The sequence below is a fragment of the Brochothrix campestris genome, assembly GCF_046058945.1.
GTDB classification, from domain to species: domain Bacteria; phylum Bacillota; class Bacilli; order Lactobacillales; family Listeriaceae; genus Brochothrix; species Brochothrix campestris.
The window spans coordinates 1,370,204-1,387,424 of the sequence record NZ_CP175511.1 but is presented as its reverse complement, the minus strand read 5'-3'; the positions used below and the strand labels follow the sequence as shown (position 1 = coordinate 1,387,424).

Annotated in this window: 19 protein-coding genes and 1 riboswitch; of the genes, 18 read left to right on the top strand and 1 reads right to left on the bottom strand. The window is 43.3% G+C overall.

The window, feature by feature from the left end; translation table 11 throughout:
• Positions 1–75: 75 nt before the first annotated feature.
• The 4 genes from ACJYYY_RS06810 (at position 76) to ACJYYY_RS06795 (ending at position 3,230) form a co-directional block, all read left to right on the top strand.
• Positions 76–738: an HD domain-containing protein gene (locus ACJYYY_RS06810; RefSeq protein WP_035315228.1), complete on the top strand. Its 663-nt coding sequence runs from the start codon at positions 76–78 to the stop codon at positions 736–738.
• A 14-nt stretch (positions 739–752) separates the two neighbouring features.
• The gene (locus ACJYYY_RS06805; RefSeq protein WP_156921213.1) at positions 753–929 is read left to right on the top strand and encodes a hypothetical protein; all 177 of its coding nucleotides are present in this window, start codon (positions 753–755) and stop codon (positions 927–929) included.
• A 17-nt stretch (positions 930–946) separates the two neighbouring features.
• On the top strand, positions 947–1,672 hold the full coding sequence (locus tag ACJYYY_RS06800) for a MurR/RpiR family transcriptional regulator (RefSeq protein WP_408868745.1): 726 nt from the start codon (positions 947–949) through the stop codon (positions 1,670–1,672).
• Between the two features lie 130 nt (positions 1,673–1,802).
• A complete protein-coding gene (locus tag ACJYYY_RS06795; RefSeq protein WP_035315229.1) occupies positions 1,803–3,230 on the top strand; it encodes a 6-phospho-beta-glucosidase in 1,428 nt (475 codons plus the stop codon).
• A gap of 449 nt (positions 3,231–3,679) precedes the next feature.
• Here ACJYYY_RS06795 and ACJYYY_RS06790 read toward each other — a convergent pair whose 3' ends face one another.
• Positions 3,680–4,078, bottom strand: a complete 399-nt coding sequence (locus ACJYYY_RS06790; protein ID WP_035315230.1) for a DUF4430 domain-containing protein — start codon at positions 4,076–4,078, stop codon at positions 3,680–3,682.
• A gap of 272 nt (positions 4,079–4,350) precedes the next feature.
• Between ACJYYY_RS06790 and ACJYYY_RS06785 the strand changes: the two genes are divergently transcribed.
• The 14 genes from ACJYYY_RS06785 (at position 4,351) to eutL (ending at position 17,217) form a co-directional block, all read left to right on the top strand.
• Positions 4,351–5,214: an energy-coupling factor transporter transmembrane component T gene (locus tag ACJYYY_RS06785; RefSeq protein ID WP_408868744.1), complete on the top strand. Its 864-nt coding sequence runs from the start codon at positions 4,351–4,353 to the stop codon at positions 5,212–5,214.
• Positions 5,193–6,815, top strand: coding sequence for an ABC transporter ATP-binding protein (locus ACJYYY_RS06780; RefSeq protein ID WP_035315232.1), 1,623 nt, complete (start codon positions 5,193–5,195; stop codon positions 6,813–6,815). The genes ACJYYY_RS06785 and ACJYYY_RS06780 overlap by 22 nt, the downstream gene beginning before the upstream one ends.
• Positions 6,809–7,531: an ECF transporter S component gene (locus ACJYYY_RS06775; RefSeq protein WP_035315233.1), complete on the top strand. Its 723-nt coding sequence runs from the start codon at positions 6,809–6,811 to the stop codon at positions 7,529–7,531. Before ACJYYY_RS06780 ends, ACJYYY_RS06775 begins: the two co-directional genes overlap by 7 nt.
• On the top strand, positions 7,528–7,980 hold the full coding sequence (locus ACJYYY_RS06770; RefSeq protein ID WP_035315234.1) for a EutP/PduV family microcompartment system protein: 453 nt from the start codon (positions 7,528–7,530) through the stop codon (positions 7,978–7,980). The genes ACJYYY_RS06775 and ACJYYY_RS06770 overlap by 4 nt, the downstream gene beginning before the upstream one ends.
• Positions 7,964–8,527 (top strand): cob(I)yrinic acid a,c-diamide adenosyltransferase, encoded by a 564-nt coding sequence (locus ACJYYY_RS06765; RefSeq protein WP_035315235.1) that lies wholly within the window; start codon positions 7,964–7,966, stop codon positions 8,525–8,527. Before ACJYYY_RS06770 ends, ACJYYY_RS06765 begins: the two co-directional genes overlap by 17 nt.
• A 66-nt stretch (positions 8,528–8,593) precedes the next feature.
• Positions 8,594–8,738: riboswitch (adenosylcobalamin (AdoCbl) riboswitch) on the top strand.
• Between the two features lie 6 nt (positions 8,739–8,744).
• Entirely contained in the window at positions 8,745–8,909 is a 165-nt protein-coding gene (locus ACJYYY_RS06760) for a hypothetical protein (protein WP_156921214.1), read from the top strand.
• A 132-nt stretch (positions 8,910–9,041) separates the two neighbouring features.
• Positions 9,042–10,175, top strand: a complete 1,134-nt coding sequence (locus ACJYYY_RS06755) for a 1-propanol dehydrogenase PduQ (RefSeq protein ID WP_408868743.1) — start codon at positions 9,042–9,044, stop codon at positions 10,173–10,175.
• Positions 10,176–10,381: 206 nt separating this feature from the next.
• Positions 10,382–10,708, top strand: a complete 327-nt coding sequence (locus ACJYYY_RS06750) for a BMC domain-containing protein (protein WP_198015770.1) — start codon at positions 10,382–10,384, stop codon at positions 10,706–10,708.
• A 34-nt stretch (positions 10,709–10,742) separates the two neighbouring features.
• Positions 10,743–11,315 (top strand): ANTAR domain-containing response regulator, encoded by a 573-nt coding sequence (locus tag ACJYYY_RS06745; RefSeq protein WP_035315238.1) that lies wholly within the window; start codon positions 10,743–10,745, stop codon positions 11,313–11,315.
• Complete coding sequence (locus tag ACJYYY_RS06740) at positions 11,308–12,717, top strand: sensor histidine kinase (protein WP_035315239.1); 1,410 nt, start codon at positions 11,308–11,310, stop codon at positions 12,715–12,717. The genes ACJYYY_RS06745 and ACJYYY_RS06740 overlap by 8 nt, the downstream gene beginning before the upstream one ends.
• 87 nt (positions 12,718–12,804) lie before the next feature.
• Positions 12,805–14,235 (top strand): ethanolamine ammonia-lyase reactivating factor EutA, encoded by a 1,431-nt coding sequence (eutA, locus tag ACJYYY_RS06735; protein ID WP_035315240.1) that lies wholly within the window; start codon positions 12,805–12,807, stop codon positions 14,233–14,235.
• Between the two features lie 21 nt (positions 14,236–14,256).
• Positions 14,257–15,621, top strand: a complete 1,365-nt coding sequence (locus ACJYYY_RS06730) for an ethanolamine ammonia-lyase subunit EutB (protein WP_035315241.1) — start codon at positions 14,257–14,259, stop codon at positions 15,619–15,621.
• 162 nt (positions 15,622–15,783) lie between these two features.
• On the top strand, positions 15,784–16,545 hold the full coding sequence (gene eutC, locus ACJYYY_RS06725) for an ethanolamine ammonia-lyase subunit EutC (RefSeq protein WP_408605192.1): 762 nt from the start codon (positions 15,784–15,786) through the stop codon (positions 16,543–16,545).
• Positions 16,546–16,563: 18 nt separating this feature from the next.
• Positions 16,564–17,217 carry an ethanolamine utilization microcompartment protein EutL gene (gene eutL, locus ACJYYY_RS06720; protein ID WP_035315244.1) on the top strand — a complete coding sequence of 218 codons (654 nt, stop codon included), beginning with the start codon at positions 16,564–16,566 and terminating at the stop codon, positions 17,215–17,217.
• Positions 17,218–17,221: the final 4 nt, after the last annotated feature.

Sequence of the window (17,221 nt, the reverse complement as noted above, 5' to 3'; positions counted from 1 at the left end):
AATAGGCTATTCCATTTAAAGTCACTCTCACGTATAATAAAGAAAAAAGGTTCTTGATAAAAGGTAGGTGCCCGAATGAAACAGACACAAAGTGAACAAGTTATTCTTGAAAAAACAGAAGATTTTGTTAAATCAAAGCTCGCCGGTGACACCACCGGTCACGATTGGTGGCATATTGAACGCGTTCGCACACTGGCGGTTTCACTGGCCGCGGCTGAAAAGGCCAATCGGTTTATTTGTGAAATGGCCGCGTTATTACATGATGTCATCGATGATAAGTTAGTGGCTGATGAGGCTGTTGCGACAGGTGAAGTAGTCGCTTGGTTAGTGGAGCAACAGGTGAATGCCAGTGATAGCGCAGAGATACTAGCGATCATTCAGGATATGTCATTTAAAGGTGGCGCTAATGAAGGTAAGGTCTTATCCCTCGAAGGTCAGGTCGTACAAGATGCTGATCGGTTAGATGCAATCGGTGCGATTGGCATTGCGCGCACAATGATATATACAGGTGCTAAGGGGCGGCCAATGCATCTGCCTGAGAAGCAACCACGTGAACGCCTTACCCTCGAACAATACCGTAACGGTGAGGATACAGCGATTATGCATTTTTATGAAAAATTACTAAGTTTAAAATCATTGATGAATACGCCGTCTGCGCAAATGAAAGCTGCACAACGTCATGCGTTTTTGGAAGAATACTTAACACAGTTTTTCGCTGAATGGCAGGGCGAACGTTAATAAAGGAGAAAAGAATGAAAAATTTAACTGTTACAAAGTTTTTTTTAACATTAGTGATGTTGGCAGCGCTTATTTTTCAGCGTCAAATAGGCTATACGCGTAGTCTTATTTTAGCGGGGATTGTCATCGCTTATTTTATTATAGAGGGCATTTTGCGCACGCGCAAAGGCAATCAATCAACGAAGAAATAGATGAGGTGATGTGGGGGATGTTTACGTATGAAATCATTCAAAAATTCAATGACTTAGAAATGGTACTCTATGAATACATTCAAAAAAAACCACGGTCTGTTCTTGAAATGACAGTGCGTGAATTAGGAGATGCGGTTCATGTCTCGAGTTCAACGGTGATGCGGTTTTGTAAAAAATGTGGCTGTGAAGGCTATACTGAATTTCGTTACCGTTATAAAATGGCACTTGAGCAAAAATTAGAACAACAAGAGCCAGAAAATGCGATAACAGCGATGATTAATTATTTTAGTTATATTAATAATCCAGTATTTGAAGCTAAAATCACACGTATTGTGAAATCACTTCAAACTGCGCAACAAATTGTGTTTGTGGGGATTGGCACATCGGGTGCAATTGCGAAATACGGTGCCCGTTATTTTTCAATGAACGGCCGTTACAGTTCGTACTTAGAAGATCCTTATTATCCTGTGCTGGAAGAATTAAATCAAGGGACATTGGTGATTGCGTTATCCATCAGTGGTGAAACAAAAGAAACAGTGGTATTAATCGATCGGCTTAAACAAAATGGGGCGCGGATTATTAGTATTACCAATCGTGAAAATGCGACGATTGGGCGGATGTCAGTTGAAACGATTGCTTATAACATGACGAACGACCGGTTGGAAGGCAGTTACAACATGGCAAGTCAGGTGCCGGTTGTGTTTATCATTGAAGAAATCGCTCGTCGATTACATCATAAATGATACAACTTGTTTCAGCGATGGCACATGTATCTTTAAAGAAAAATTTGTGTTTTAAACAATGAAAACGCTTCTTTCGGAGCGTTTTTTTGCTATGCTTAACACATAAGCTTATTGATGAAGGAGGAACATGATGACAAACTTACCGAAGGATTTCTTATGGGGTGGTGCTGTTGCGGCCCATCAAGTTGAGGGTGCTTGGAATGTAGCTGGCAAAGGCGAAAGCATTGCTGACGTTTTAACAGGTGGTGCGCACGGCGTAGACAGAATCATTACCACCGCGATTGAAGAAAAATATATGTATCCCAATCATGAAGCAGTGGATTTTTATCATAACTATAAAGCAGATATTGCTTTATTTGCGGAGCTGGGCTTTAAATGTTTTCGGACATCGATTGCATGGTCACGTATTTTTCCGTTAGGTGATGAAGCTGAACCGAACGAAGTAGGCTTGCAGTTTTACGATGATTTATTTGACGAGTTATTAAAATACAACATTGAGCCGGTCATTACATTGTCTCATTTTGAGATGCCAAATCATTTGGTGAAAACCTATGGTGGCTGGAAAAATCGCAGGGTAATTGATTTCTTCGTGCATTATGCAGATGTTGTATTGCAACGTTATCAGCATAAGGTCAAATATTGGATGACCTTTAACGAAATTAACAATCAAAAAAGTTATGATGTGCCATTGTTCGGCTATACGAACTCGGGTGTTGTGTTCAACAACGAGCCGAATCCAGAAGAAACAATGTATCAAGTGGTGCATCATCAATTAGTAGCGAGTGCGAAGGTTGTTGCATTAGGTCATGCCATCAAGGCTGATCTGAAAATCGGCTGTATGATGGCGATTGTGCCGCTCTATCCTTATTCATGTCATCCTGATGATATCATGTTAGCGGTTGAAGCGATGCATGACCGTTACTTATTCAGTGATGTGCATGTACGAGGTTATTATCCGAGTTATGCCTACAAGGAATGGGAACAAAAAGGCTTTAACATCGATATTACCGCCGATGATTTAGCAGTACTTAAGGCTGGAACGGTTGATTACATCGGTCTGAGTTATTACATGTCTAAAACGGTGCGTGCACATTTCGAGGACGAGGAGACAACTGCTGATTTTGAAGGGACGGTTCCTAATCCACATGTGCAAGCATCGGACTGGGGCTGGCAAATTGATCCAGTCGGATTACGCTATTCGTTAAATGTGTTGTATGAACGCTATCAAATCCCCTTATTTATTGTCGAAAATGGCTTTGGTGCAGTCGATGAGATCGAGCCAGATGGCAGTGTCAACGACCAATACCGGATTGATTATTTGAAGGCGCATATTGCAGAAATGATCAAAGCGGTGACACTCGATGGTGTTGATTTAATGGGGTACACGCCTTGGGGCTGTATTGATTGTGTCTCGTTTGGAACAGGCGAATATAAAAAACGTTACGGTTTTATTTATGTCGATAAACATGATGATGGCAGTGGTACGATGAAACGCTCGAAGAAAAAAAGTTTTGACTGGTTTAAAGAAGTCGTCGCGAGTAATGGCGCTCATTTATAATCAAAAAACGTGTTCCTTTCCAATTGATGGAAGAGAACACGTTTTTTGAGTTAGAGAAGTTGAACAAGCTGAAGTCATTTTTGTTTCACTTTTGTTCTTCTAGTATTTAAAGCCTAAACTTGGGTGATTTCAAAAATAACGCATCGACGGTAAATAGTCGAGACGTTATTTTCTCCAATCACTGCCGTTTAAACCGGCTTTAAAGTACTTTTGTTCTTCTAGTATTTAAAGCCTAAACTTGGGTGATTTCAAAAATAACGCATCGACGGTAAATAGTCGAGACGTTATTTTCTCCAATCACTGCCGTTTAAACCGGCTTTAAAGTACTTTTGTTCTTCCAGTTCAATCAGCTAAAGGCTGTCTGAATTTCGCCTTTTCGTTTCGGCACAAATACCCGAATACTCAAAGCCGCCAATTTAGTTGCTTTTGACGAGCTGATTTCACTTTTGTTACTTAATTTCCATTTCTTCTAATTTCCATAATACCTTATCGCCTTTTTTAAGGGTTGTTTTGTTAGCACCAGTTGTTACTTCTTTGTCATTGATTGTGAATAACCAGTACATTTGTTTATCGGTATTTTGGACGACGTCGTTCAGGCTCGTTACGAAACCATCTTTTTCAACAACGGTGAAGTTGTCTTTCATAATGTCTAATAACGATGTTTCGGTTGCAAACGACACGTCTTTTTTGGCGATTTGTTTGCCTTCTTGTTGTAAGGTAATTGTCGCTGTTTCTGTGGTGTTTGTCGCTTTTTTATCGGTTTCTTTGTTGGACGAACATGCGCTTAGTACAAACAGTAAGCAAAGAGAAACTAAAATAAGAAACGGTGTTTTGAATGATTTTTTCATGGTGATACCCCCTTTTTGTTTGAATACATCCACAGTGTAGGGGAAAATGTTTTTAAAAGCAACTAGCAAATTGACAAATGCTAAAAAAAGGGCTATGATAAAGCTATCTTTTTAAGCGATCTGTACAATGGTGTACAGTAACACGTATGGCAATGAAGCCCAAATTTCCCGATGGTTGACATCGATAGTTTGGTGCTTCATTTTTTTTTGATAAGGCATTATATGTCTAAAATACGACGTTTTCAACGAAAGGAGCGTTTCTTATTAAACTGGTGTTCGAAAGCTATCACCCCATCGTCAATCTACTCTACTTTATTTGTGTGATGATTGTGACGATGGTGTACTTACATCCCATTTTACTTATCAGTGAAGCACTCATTTTGTTCGTTATCTGTTTTTTTTATCTTTCCTACAAGCAAATCGGCCGTTTTTTAAAGCTAAGTGTTTGGATGGGGATAGCGATTATTATGCTGAATGTGCTCTTTAATCAGAATGGTTCAATCGTCTTATGGACTATCTTCAGTCGTTCTTTTACATTAGAAGCGTTAGTAGCAGGAGGTTTGTATTTTTTATCGTATCTTTGCTTACTCTTACTTTTCATCCTTCTCAATCAGATGCTCGGTTCGGCGAAGTTATTGTTGCTTGGTGCCAAGCGGCTGCCACAGTTTACACTGTTACTGCTGATTAGTTTGCGTTTTTTGAAATTATTTACAAGTCGGATGAAACAGATACAGGCAGTCCAAACTGTACAAGGTGTCTCGGTAGCAACCGGTTCGTTAAAAGCGCGTTTGCACAATGGTGGCTTACTCGTCAAGGCATTACTCGTCAGCAGTTTAGAAGAAGCACTCGTCAGTGCTGATAGTATGTCAGCCCGAGGGTATGGCTTAAAAAAAAGGACGCATTACCAGCACTATCTTATAAGTAGACGTGATGTTGTTCTTGCCAGTTTAATGTTAGTCGTAACAATTGGACTCTGCTATTTTCAAGAGCAGGGGCAGTTCACGCTTTATCCGTTAACATCGCCTTTAGCAGTTAGTTGGCTGGGTGTGTTGCTCTTTAGTGTGAGCGGTCTGCTTGTCGCTTTACCAATAATAATTGAAGGGATGGATCGTCTATGGTGGTTCTTTCACAAATAACACAGCTACAGTTTCGCTACTTGCAATCGGTGCAACTAAATTTAACGGATATCGATGTGACGGTGAATGAAGGGGATTTTATTGTGGTTGCAGGTCCGTCGGGTAGTGGTAAATCGACCTTGCTCCGCCACTTCAAAAAAGAATTACTTCCAGTCGGCGCACGCAAAGGCAGTGTAACATTCGACGGTCAAGCGTTGCAATCGTTAGACAGTGAAGAAGCCGTATCACAAATTGGGTTTGTTATGCAAGACCCAGATCAACAACTGGTGTGTGATACAGTGATTGAAGAGTTGGCTTTTGCGCTCGAGAATGTGGGGTGTAAGCCTGCTGAGATGCGTCGTAAAATTGCTGAAATTGTTAGTTTTCTAGGATTAGAACAGCTCTTACATACAGCGGTCGAACAGTTATCTGGTGGTCAGAAACAGTTGGTGAACTTGGCTGCGGTCTTGCTGCTACAACCGCGTTTACTTGTCTTAGATGAACCAACGGCTCAACTCGATCCGATTGCGACCCGTGAATTTTTTGATATATTAAAGCGGGCGCATGAGGAGTTAAACATGACCATAATTATGAGTGAACATCAGTTAGAGGGTGTGTCTGAATTGGCAAATCGTCTGCTGTTTATGGCGGGTGGACGGTTGATTGCGGACAATCTTCCCACGGTGGTCTTTCAGCAGTTATTTTCAATGCCGGCCTATCGCTCTTTTATCCCATCACTCACGCGCCTCTTTCTCGAAACAAAGACGACCGCCAATTTGCCATTAACGTTGGCAGGAGCTCGTCGCCAATTGCCACAAACATTAGCAAAGCATAGGATGCTTGAGGCAACATCAGCACCAGCAAAAGATAGTGTGTTGGCAGTGAAGCACGGCTATTTCACGTACGAACCTAAGGGTGAGTGGGTATTACAGCATCTCAATGTCACCTTACATGCACACGAGTGTCTAGCCCTACTAGGAGGGAACGGCTCAGGAAAGTCGACCTTATTGCGGGTGATCGCAGGGATGGCTACGTTACGTCGTGGTCAAGTGTGCTTTCACGGCAAGGTACGTCAGCAACGAACGGTTACTCAAGTGGGCTATTTGGCACAAAATCCGGGTCAACATTTCCTCTATGACACTGTTAGCGAGGAGTTAACGGAAGCTTGCAAACGAATCGGTCTATCTGAGATTGATAAGCGAGTGGACCAGACGCTCGCACGTTTTGAAATCGAGTCGATAGCCCAGACGAATCCGCATGATTGTAGTGGTGGAGAACAGCAGCTCGTTGCCTTAGCTCTGCTCTTGTTGGCGAATCCTCAAGTGCTACTGCTCGATGAACCGACTAAGGGCATTGATCCACAACGCAAGGCGATTCTCGTCAAGCAATTGCGGGCCTTGAAAGCGAGTGGTGTTAGTTTAATGATTGCGACCCATGATGTTAATTTTGTGGCGGAGGTTGCGGATCGCTGTGTGCTTTTATTTGATGGAAAAATTAGTGCAAGTGATGAACCCAAGCAGTTTTTAAGCAATAATCTTTTTTATACGACAGCAATTAACCGGTTGGTACGACAGCAATTACCAACAGCAATACGATGGGAGGAGGTGGCCGCAGTATGGTAGCCTATTTTAACCGGCGGTCAGTGCAAGTAACGCTTGTCTTTCTCGTCTTAATTGCCGTGTTTAGCTATACGGTTTTCGTCACTGAAAAAAACTATGTTCTCCTCAGTTTCATTATTTTAACACTCGTGTTGCTATTGTTTATTTCTCGCTTCGAGAGCCGCCGTGTCAGTTCGAAAGAAATGGTTTTTTTAGCGGTGCTAATTGCCGTTGCAAGTGCCAGTCGTTTACCTTTTGTCGTTATCCCTAATGTGCAACCTGTCACGTTTTTTGTCATTATTTGTGGGATTGCTTTTGGGGCGGAATCGGGCTTTTTAGTCGGTGCAAGTGTCGCCCTTGTCTCCAATCTTGTACTTGGTCAAGGGACGTGGACACCGTGGCAAATGTTAGCTTGGGGATTGATTGGTTTTACAGCTGGTTTGTTACGAAAAACACCGTTGTTACAAAAACGACCGTTGCTTATTGGCTTTGGTTTTGTCGTCGCCTTTTTATACGGTTGGCTGTTGAATTTACATTACACACTCATCTATGTCCGACCGTTAACCTGGGAGGCACTCTGGACGGCAAATTTAGCAAGTGCGAGCTTTGATTTAATGCACGCTCTAGGAAATGGCTTCTTTTTGGCTGTATTTACGACCGCCTTTCTCAAAATAATCCGTCGTTTTCAACTGAAATATGGTCTCGTGTTACCACGTGATGACGGGAGGAGTGAACCATGAAAAAAGTAATGTTTATCGGTCCAATCGGCTGTGGCAAGACGACTTTGACACAGCGTTTACAAGGCCTCGCTTTAAACTATGATAAAACACAGGCTGTCGCCTTCTACCCCGATATGATTGATACACCGGGTGAGTACATGCTCCACCGTCAGTATTATAGCGCCTTATCCGTAACAGCTGCTGAGGCAGATGTCGTCGCCTTAATGCAAAGCGTCAGCGATGAGGAACAACTTTTTGCACCCGGATTTGGTGGTATTTTCAATAAACCAATCATTGGTATCGTTTCAAAAAGCGATGAGGCCACTTCGAGCGCACAAATTGAACAGCTTCAACAACGCCTACGCGAGGCAGGTGCCCAACAGCTCTTTTGTCTGTCAGCGGTGGATGAAACCGGAATTGCACAATTACTCAGTTACTTGAAGGAGGAAGAAGATGAAACTTTACACTAAAACAGGAGATGCCGGCAACACAAAGTTAGTTGGCGGTCGCACGGTTAGCAAAGCATCAGAACGGGTTGCGTCATATGGTACAATTGATGAACTTAATTCGTGGTTGGGTTATCTCCTCATCCAAGTCAATCCCTTACACAGCGACATTCGTTATGATATTGAAATGATTCAGCAAGTGTTGTTTGATTGCGGCACGGACTTAGCGACGCCGGATGGTCACCGCGACTATCGCGTAGTGGAACCTCAGGTGACATGGCTCGAAGGTCGAATCGATGTCTATGCGACAGAACCGCCATTAATCGAACAGTTCATCATTCCGGGGGGGACGTTGGATGCGTCATTATTGCACATTGCAAGGACGACGACCCGCCGTGCCGAGCGTCACATTGTCGGTTTGATGGCAACAGATACAATTAATACGGCTGTTTTACGGTTCATCAACCGTCTATCAGATTATTTTTATGCGGTCGCGCGAGCTGTCAATGCACGCCAGGGTACAGCTGATGTCTTTTATCAAAACAGCGATAAGGTGTTTCATAATTTTTAATAGTTGAAATATCAGACTGCGCATGATAGACTTGCTGTAGTTAGAAAGAACTAACTGCGGTAAGGTAAACGAAGTAAGTTGACGATGTCAAATGGAAGTTGGTGTAAATCCAACGCGGTCCCGCCACTGTAAGAAGTATGCGTACTTTAAGCCAGGTCTTTTTGCATCGTCACTGTTACGGACTGTTTCGAGGTAAAACAGGATGTTTTTTCGTCAAGTGAAAAAGCCCATTGTTTTTTGCAGCGTAACAGGTGTACCAGGTTATCTCTACCGGGCACAACGGTGTGCATGCAAGATAAAAAGCAATGGGCACGTCACCTTCGCTGCAGTGGGTGGTTCAAAACGAGGCAGTTTTGAAGCGTTGCCCTTTTTTGTTGTGTAACCCTAATTAAATACGTATCATACGATGATGTATGTCTAATAAGCAGAGAAGCTTTGAAGGCCGTCTTTTGACGGTTCTTTGAAGCTTCTTTTTTTTACATCGTCAGCAGTAGTTATCGAAGGAGGAAATGAAATGAAAAAATTACAGATGCAAACAACCATTTATACAGGGGAAGGGGCATTAGAAGCGTTAGCAACATATACGAACAAAAAGATTTTTATCGTCACAGACCCATTCATGGTGTCATCGGGTTTGTTAGAACAGGTGATGGTACACTTTGATTCATCAAATACAACGGCAGTTTTTAGTGAGATTACCCCTGATCCACCGATTGAAACAGTCGTTGCTGGGATTGAAGCAATGCAAGCGTTCGAAGGAGAGTTAATGGTTGCACTCGGTGGTGGTTCGGCGATTGATGCGGCTAAAGCAATGAAATACTTTGCGACAGTGGTGAATAAAATGACCGCACTGCCTTTAATTGTGCTACCGACGACGAGTGGTACCGGTTCAGAAGTAACAAATTTTTCGATTATTACGAGTGCCGCTAAAGGTGTTAAATATCCATTAGTGACCGATGACATCCTACCTGATGTGGCGATTTTGGACGCAGCCTTAGTGAAATCCGTGCCCCCGCATATTACAGCAGATACGGGAATGGACGTCTTGACGCATGCCCTAGAGGCTTATGTCTCCACCAATGCCAATGAGATGGCTGATGCCTTAGCCGAAAAAGTCGTACAACTCGTGTTCGCTCATTTGCCACAAGCGTATCAAAATGGAGCGGACTTACAGGCACGTGAACAAATGCATGTCGCTTCTTCAATGGCAGGGATGGCGTTTAATATGACGTCGCTCGGTTTGAACCATGGGATTGCACATGCAGCCGGGGCGAAGTTACATATTGCTCACGGCCGTTTAAATACGGTGCTATTGCCGGCAATTATTGCCTACAACAGTGAACTTACGGAGGAACAAACAATCCCAACGAATCGGGCGGCTGTTCGTTATGCTCATTTGGCAAAGTTACTCGGTTTATCAGCTAGCAATACTCGCGTGGGCGTGAAAAGTTTAATCCGTGAAGTGAAAAGACTCACACAGGTGTTGGCAATGCCAATGACGTTGAAGGGGTGTGGGATTACCGATGAACAGATAGAGGCAGTTATCGCTGAAATTGCGTCTGATGCGCTCGTGGATCGCTGTACAGCAACTAATCCCCGCTGTCCTTCTGAAACCGAAGTTGTGTCGATAATTCGTCAAATTAGCTAAAAAATCAAATTGAGTAGCGTTAACTGTCTTGCGATGCTTGACATCTGATGTAAGCGTTACTATAATGGTGTTATTGAGGTACAAAGACGTACCGTATAAACGAGCAATGATGCTCCTAATAAACAGCTGGCGCTTGCGTCATGGTGTTTTTTAGGAGCTTTTTAATTGCCAATAAGAGGTGAGCGCAAGTGGAGGAAACACAACGGATGATTCAAGAATATGTGCCGGGGAAACAAGTAACACTTGCACATATTATCGCGAGTCCTAATCGCACGATTTATACAAAACTAGGTTTAGTGGAAGCTAATTATGGGGCGATTGGTATTTTAACAATCACACCGAGTGAGGCAGCTATTATTGCTGTTGATATTGCAACAAAGGCGAGCGCTGTTGAAATCGGTTTTATCGATCGTTTTAGTGGGTCAGTAGTGGTTACTGGTGACGTTTCGTCGGTTGAGGCTGCAATTACAGCCGTGTTGGCCGGATTAGAAACCATCCTTGGTTTTTCAGGTACACCAATCACACGCACTTAATGACTAATAAATTGATAGAAATGGACGTGACGTAATGAATGGACGCATTGTAGTAGTCGATGATGAACCTATTACAAGACTAGATATTCGGGAAGTATTGGAAGAGGCAGGCTACGATGTCGTAGCAGAAGCCGCCGACGGGTTTGAAGCAATAGAGGCCTGCAAAAAACATACGCCCGATTTAATCATTATGGATATTGAAATGCCAATCTTAGATGGACTGAAGGCCGGTCGAAAAATCATCACGGACAAGCTTGCAAAAGGGATCGTCTATTTATCGGCCTTCAGTGATGAAGAGTATACGAACCGGGCAAAAAAAGCGGGAGCAATCGGTTATTTAGTAAAACCGTTGCACGAAAAATCATTGGTACCGACCGTTGAAATGGCGATTGCCAAAGGCAGGGAAACAAGCGAATTAACCAAACAAATTGTAAAGTTAGGTCTGCAACTTGATGAGCGTAAAATCATCGAAAAAGCAAAGGGGTGTTTGATGGCACGCGAACAAATGACAGAGGATGACGCCTATAAAACAATTCGTGAATTGAGCATGAACAAACGTTGCCGTATGAGTGAGATTGCCGAACTGATCGTGATGAGCGATGAATAAAGCGGAAATGAAACGGTTGGTAGAAACTCAAACGGAATTAACGGCAGCCGATGTTGATGAGTTGCTCCGGGTTGCGACTGAAATCGAACAATCCTTACGTTATCGCGCCTTTGATGTCTTTATCGATGTCTTAAATAGCGTAACGAATGAAGCGGTTGTCGTATTCCATCAGCCACCGCGCGAGGGAGCCTCGCTCTATACAAGTACCGTCGTCGGCTTAGAGGCAAAGCAAAAAGATGAGCCGGGTGTGTATCGCACACTGCGGACGAGCTTAAACTCAGTCAATCTTTATGCCAATAGTCAAGAGCAACGTCTCATTGTACAGCGGGTGTATCCGATTCGCAATCGTTTTCGGACGATTGGTGTCATGATCGTTGAAGAGGACTCACATGAGGCATATGAAAAGGAACACACCATTTTAGCGCCGGTATTTAATGATGATGAAGAGACGTTTGTGGCCGATGAGTTGACGGATGAACTGTTGATTTTTAACAGTGAAGGTATGTTAGCACGAGCCAATAAGGCAGCAGTCTCGCTTTATCAAAAAATTGGTTATATCGGATCGATTCAAGGAATTCACTACGATAATCTAGCGCTCGACGGTACAACCTATGACTTTTTACTCTATCAACGGGAGCGGAAGACGCAAGGGGATCGGCGAGAGGTATCGATTGTTTATGGCAATTACCACCTCTCAATTAAGAAAATTTGGTCGCTACATGACGGACAACTCTATATGATTATTCGTGACGTAACTGATTTGCGCCAAAAAGAAGCGGAAATCATCTCAAAGTCCGTCGCGATTCGTGAAATCCATCACCGTGTCAAAAATAATTTGCAGGCAGTTATGTCACTTCTACGGATACAGGGGCGACGAGTTGACAGTGAGGAAGCAAAAATCGCATTGCAAGAAAGCATTAATCGGATGGTTGTGATTGCCCAAACGCATGAACTGCTATCGGTGCAAGTCGAGGATTCGCTGGATTTCACTGACATTTTAATGTCACTCGTACAAAATATGGAACGGTTGTTTGCCCCACTGAAACCGTTAAAGGTGAAGGTTAAAATGAACCAATCTATTTATTTAAACGGGCAACAAACGGTAAGCATTGCGCTCGTAATGAATGAGTTGCTCCAAAATGTGTATGATCATGCTTATGCTGATGGAGTCGCTGGTGAAGTTGTAATCGAGGTCAGTGAACAAAAACAGATTATCGCCATTAGTGTCGCGGATCAAGGCAAAGGATATGATGTGAAAACGGCTGGACAGTCGAGTCTTGGCTTGATGATAATTAAAAGTTATGTGACCGAGAAACTCGACGGTCAATTGACAATTGAATCGAAAAAGACGGGGACAACAACCCGAATCCTTTTCAAAAACACCTTAAACAGTGACGTTTAAGAATTCATGCAAAGATGCTTGAAGAAACGAACCAAACCTACACGTTTGGGCTTTCTTTAAGCATCTTTTTTTTGGAGGAGTGAGACTATGTCAGAAACAATGTTAACAGTCGGAATCGATTTAGGTACGTCGACAACACAACTCGTGCTATCGGAATTAACGATTGAAAACTTAGCATCAGCTTTCAGCGTACCACGGATTACAATTTCGAAAAAACGCATCATTTTTCGCAGTGATATTTTATTTACCCCGTTGCTATCAGAAGATGTGATTGATGCAGGGGCAATTAAGCGCTTTGTTTCGCAACAGTATGCCAAGGCAGGGATTGATAAAGCTGCGATTCAGATGGGGGCCGTTATTATTACGGGTGAAACCGCACGTAAAGACAATGCAGCGCTTGTACTCGAAGCCTTAAGTGGTTTTTCGGGTGACTTCGTTGTCGCTACGGCTGGTCCCGATCTTGAAAGTATTATTGCTGGCAAAGGGTCTGGGGCGGCTAGTTATTCAGCAGAGCAACTGACGCGGGTTGTTAACCTTGATATTGGAGGTGGGACGACAAACTTAGCTGTCTTTTATGATGGTGAGGTTGAAGACACCGCCTGCTTTGACATCGGTGGTCGGCTCGTGAAAATCGATCCTATCAGCCATGAAATCACTTTTATTACAGCGAAAATCAAGCGCATTATCGCCGCGAATGATTGGGCAATAACGGAAGGGATGGTCGCGACGGTTGCGAATCTCGAACCACTTGCGCGTGTCATGGCGCGCATTTTAGCCAATAGCATTGGCTTAGGTGAACGAAGTCCGTATTACGAACAGTCGATGACGCATAAGGGGTTAGCCTTATCCGAACAAATTGCCGCTGTCTCATTTTCAGGTGGAGTGGCGGATTGCATTTCAACGACACTAACTTCGGACCCGTTTAAATACGGTGATATGGGGTTGCTCTTAGGGTGGGCGATTGCAACTGACGACGCCTTTGCGGACTTACCGGTTGTTCAAGCGCTTGAAACGATTCGGGCAACTGTCGTTGGGGCAGGCTCCCATACGGCTGAAATTAGCGGCAGTACCATTACCTACACCACGGATGTTTTGCCACTGCGTAACTTACCAGTATTGAAACTCAACGGAGCTGATACAGCCCTACCAGCGGCAGCTTTAGCGACTCAAATAACCGATAAACTCAAGTGGTTTGGTACGGATGACGAGACGCAGGTTGTCGCCTTGGGGTTTGTTGGTGAAAGGAGTCCGAGTTTCAAGCGAATCACCAAATTAGCCGAGTCAATCGTTGTAGGGGTTGCACCCTTGCTACAACGACAGTTGCCATTAATTGTCATCGTCGAGCAAGATATGGCGAAGGCATTAGGTCAATCGTTGTATGCTCATTTGCCACGTGGTTATCCATTCGTATGTCTCGATAGCGTTCGGGTCGAAAATGGTGATTACATCGACATTGGTCTGCCAGTGGCTGCAGGGAAAGTACTACCTGTCATCGTCAAAACATTGGTTTTTAATTAAGTTCTATAAGGAGGAAACAAGATGATTTTGAAAACAAGTTTATTTGGAAAAGTGTATGCCTTTCAAACTGTAATGGAAGTAATGGCTAAAGCGAATGAAGAAAAATCAGGTGACCGTCTCGCAGGCGTAGCAGCAAATTCCGCTGAAGAACGGGTGGCTGCTAAAGTAGTTTTAGCCCAGTTACAATTAAAAGATCTTTTTAACAACCCTGCAGTACCATATGAAAAAGATGAGGTTACTCGGATTATTATTGATCAAGTCAACCTACGTATTTATGAAAGCATTAAAAATTGGACAGTCGAAGAACTGCGCGAATGGTTACTCGATAACAATACGACTGATTTTAATATAAAACATATCTCTCGAGGTCTTACGTCTGAAATGATTGCGGCCGTTACGAAGCTAATGTCAAACCTTGATTTAGTTGTAGCCGCTAAAAAAATCCATATCGAAAAAACTGCCAACACAACGATTGGACGTGCAGGAACTTTTTCGGCGCGATTACAACCGAATCATCCAACAGATGACCCTGATGGCATCATGGCCTCATTAATGGAAGGGCTATCGTATGGGATTGGTGATGCGGTGATTGGGCTCAACCCGGTTGATGATTCAACTGAAAGTGTGAAACGTATCTTGCATCGATTTGAAGATTTCCGCTCAGAGTGGGATATTCCAACACAAACCTGTGTCTTAGCCCATGTTAAAACTCAGATGGAAGCGATGCGCCAAGGCGCACCAACTGGGCTTGTTTTTCAATCGATTGCTGGTTCTGAAAAAGGAAATACTGCCTTTGGCTTTGACGGTTCAACCATTAGTGAGGCGAAGCAATTAGCCTTAGATACTGGGGCGGCAGCAGGACCAAACGTGATGTACTTTGAGACTGGTCAAGGATCAGAGTTATCATCTGATGCACACAACGGCTGCGACCAAGTAACAATGGAAGCGCGGTGTTATGGTTTCGCGAAGAAATACGATCCGTTTTTAGTCAATACAGTGGTTGGTTTTATCGGACCCGAATATTTATACGATTCAAAACAAGTTATCCGTGCCGGATTAGAGGATCACTTCATGGGTAAATTAACCGGTATTTCAATGGGAGTCGATGTGTGTTACACGAATCACATGAAGGCAGATCAAAACGATATCGAAAACTTATCAGTGTTGTTAACAGCAGCTGGCTGTACGTACATCATGGGAATTCCTCATGGTGACGATGTCATGTTGAACTATCAAACAACCGGTTACCATGAAACAGCAACCTTACGAGATACCTTCAACCTGAAGCCGATTAGTGAATTCGATCAATGGATGGAAAAGATGGGCTTGAGCGAAAACGGTAAATTAACAAGCCGTGCGGGCGACGCTTCAATTTTTCTTAAATAAGAAAGGGTGACTATTGTGAACGAAAAAGACTTGAAACAGATGATTGAAGAGATATTGACCGAAATGACTGATGATAAAAAAACACCAGTTACTGCTATAGCGAGCGATGAGAGTGCAACAGCAACGACATATCAACCTACAGTTGCGGACGTTGGAGAAGGGATGATTCCTGATATTACGGATGTCATCATCAAAGAACAATTTTTCGTACCGAATGCTCATGACGAGGCGGGTTACATGAAGATGAAACAGTTTACACCTGCTCGTCTTGGTTTATGGCGTGCCGGCACTCGTTATAAAACGCAATCAATTTTACGCTTCCGTGCCGATCATGCGGCGGCGCAAGATGCCGTTTTCTCGTATGTCGATGAAGAACTCGTAAAAGAAATGCAATTTATCTCAACGGAAACAGTTTGTCGTGATAAAGATGAATATGTCACTCGACCTGACCTCGGTCGTGTTTTTTCAGATGAAATGTGCCAAAAAATCGTGGCGAATACAACAAAAAGTGCCAAAATACAAATTGTCGTCGGTGATGGTCTGAGTTCAGCAGCGATTGGTGCCAATATTCGTGATATTATACCCTCAATCAAGCAAGGGTTAAAAATGTATAACCTTGATTTTGCAAAGGTTGTGTTTGTGAAACATTGTCGTGTACCGGCAATGGATAAAATCGGTGAATTAACCGATGCAGATGTTGTTTGTTTACTTGTTGGTGAGCGTCCAGGTCTAGTAACAGCTGAATCGATGAGTGCGTATATTGCATACCGTCCAACAGTCGGTATGCCTGAAGCACGTCGTACCGTGATTTCAAATATTCATAAAGGTGGAACACCACCAGTTGAAGCCGGAGCATTTGTCGCTGAACTTATTAAGGAAATGCTCGATAAGAAAAAATCTGGAATTGATTTAAAAGAAGCCTAAAGAGCGGAGGGATTTTGAATGAAAGCAGATCGATTAAAAACGACAGTACTGAGCGCTAAAATTATTTCGAATGTCGATGAGGCGATGGCTAAAGAATTAAACCTTAATTCATCACAACGTAGTCTTGGTATTATTACAGCCGACTGTGATGATGTCACTTATATCGCGTTAGATGAAGCGACCAAAGCTGTTCCGGTTGACGTCGTTTACGCAAAAAGTTTTTACGGTGGCGCGGGCAATGCTCAAACGAAATTAGCAGGAGAAGTGATTGGAATCATTGCGGGGCCGAGTCCAGCTGAGGTCACAAGTGGATTGGATGTTGCGTTAGCAACGATTGAAAATGGCCCCTCATTCATCTCTGCCAACGCTGACGATTCCGTGCCCTATTTAGCTTATTGTATTGCCCGAACAGGCTCGCATTTAGCAAAAGAGGCAAATATTACTGAAGGAGAAGCGGTGGCCTATTTAATCGCACCGCCAATGGAAGCCATCTATGCGCTCGATTTTGCCTTAAAGGCAGCCGATGTCAGTTTAGCTGCTTTTTATGGCCCACCATCAGAAACAAACTTCGGTGGCGCCTTGTTAACAGGAACTCAATCAGCGTGTAAGGCAGCTTGTGATGCATTTGAACGTGCAGTTATCGACGTGGCAGCCAATCCGCTTAACTATTAGAAGG

Bases quoted from the DNA above. Each gene is read 5' to 3' on its own strand.
- ACJYYY_RS06810 (WP_035315228.1), top strand. From the start codon at position 76: ATGAAACAGACACAAAGTGAACAAGTTATTCTTGAAAAAACAGAAGAT.
- ACJYYY_RS06805 (WP_156921213.1), top strand. From the start codon at position 753: ATGAAAAATTTAACTGTTACAAAGTTTTTTTTAACATTAGTGATGTTG.
- ACJYYY_RS06800 (WP_408868745.1), top strand. From the start codon at position 947: ATGTTTACGTATGAAATCATTCAAAAATTCAATGACTTAGAAATGGTA.
- ACJYYY_RS06795 (WP_035315229.1), top strand. From the start codon at position 1,803: ATGACAAACTTACCGAAGGATTTCTTATGGGGTGGTGCTGTTGCGGCC.
- ACJYYY_RS06790 (WP_035315230.1), bottom strand. From the start codon at position 4,078: ATGAAAAAATCATTCAAAACACCGTTTCTTATTTTAGTTTCTCTTTGC.
- ACJYYY_RS06780 (WP_035315232.1), top strand. From the start codon at position 5,193: ATGGTGGTTCTTTCACAAATAACACAGCTACAGTTTCGCTACTTGCAA.
- ACJYYY_RS06775 (WP_035315233.1), top strand. From the start codon at position 6,809: ATGGTAGCCTATTTTAACCGGCGGTCAGTGCAAGTAACGCTTGTCTTT.
- ACJYYY_RS06770 (WP_035315234.1), top strand. From the start codon at position 7,528: ATGAAAAAAGTAATGTTTATCGGTCCAATCGGCTGTGGCAAGACGACT.
- ACJYYY_RS06765 (WP_035315235.1), top strand. From the start codon at position 7,964: ATGAAACTTTACACTAAAACAGGAGATGCCGGCAACACAAAGTTAGTT.
- ACJYYY_RS06755 (WP_408868743.1), top strand. From the start codon at position 9,042: ATGAAAAAATTACAGATGCAAACAACCATTTATACAGGGGAAGGGGCA.
- ACJYYY_RS06750 (WP_198015770.1), top strand. From the start codon at position 10,382: ATGATTCAAGAATATGTGCCGGGGAAACAAGTAACACTTGCACATATT.
- ACJYYY_RS06745 (WP_035315238.1), top strand. From the start codon at position 10,743: ATGAATGGACGCATTGTAGTAGTCGATGATGAACCTATTACAAGACTA.
- ACJYYY_RS06740 (WP_035315239.1), top strand. From the start codon at position 11,308: ATGAATAAAGCGGAAATGAAACGGTTGGTAGAAACTCAAACGGAATTA.
- eutA (WP_035315240.1), top strand. From the start codon at position 12,805: ATGTCAGAAACAATGTTAACAGTCGGAATCGATTTAGGTACGTCGACA.
- ACJYYY_RS06730 (WP_035315241.1), top strand. From the start codon at position 14,257: ATGATTTTGAAAACAAGTTTATTTGGAAAAGTGTATGCCTTTCAAACT.
- eutC (WP_408605192.1), top strand. From the start codon at position 15,784: ATGATTCCTGATATTACGGATGTCATCATCAAAGAACAATTTTTCGTA.
- eutL (WP_035315244.1), top strand. From the start codon at position 16,564: ATGAAAGCAGATCGATTAAAAACGACAGTACTGAGCGCTAAAATTATT.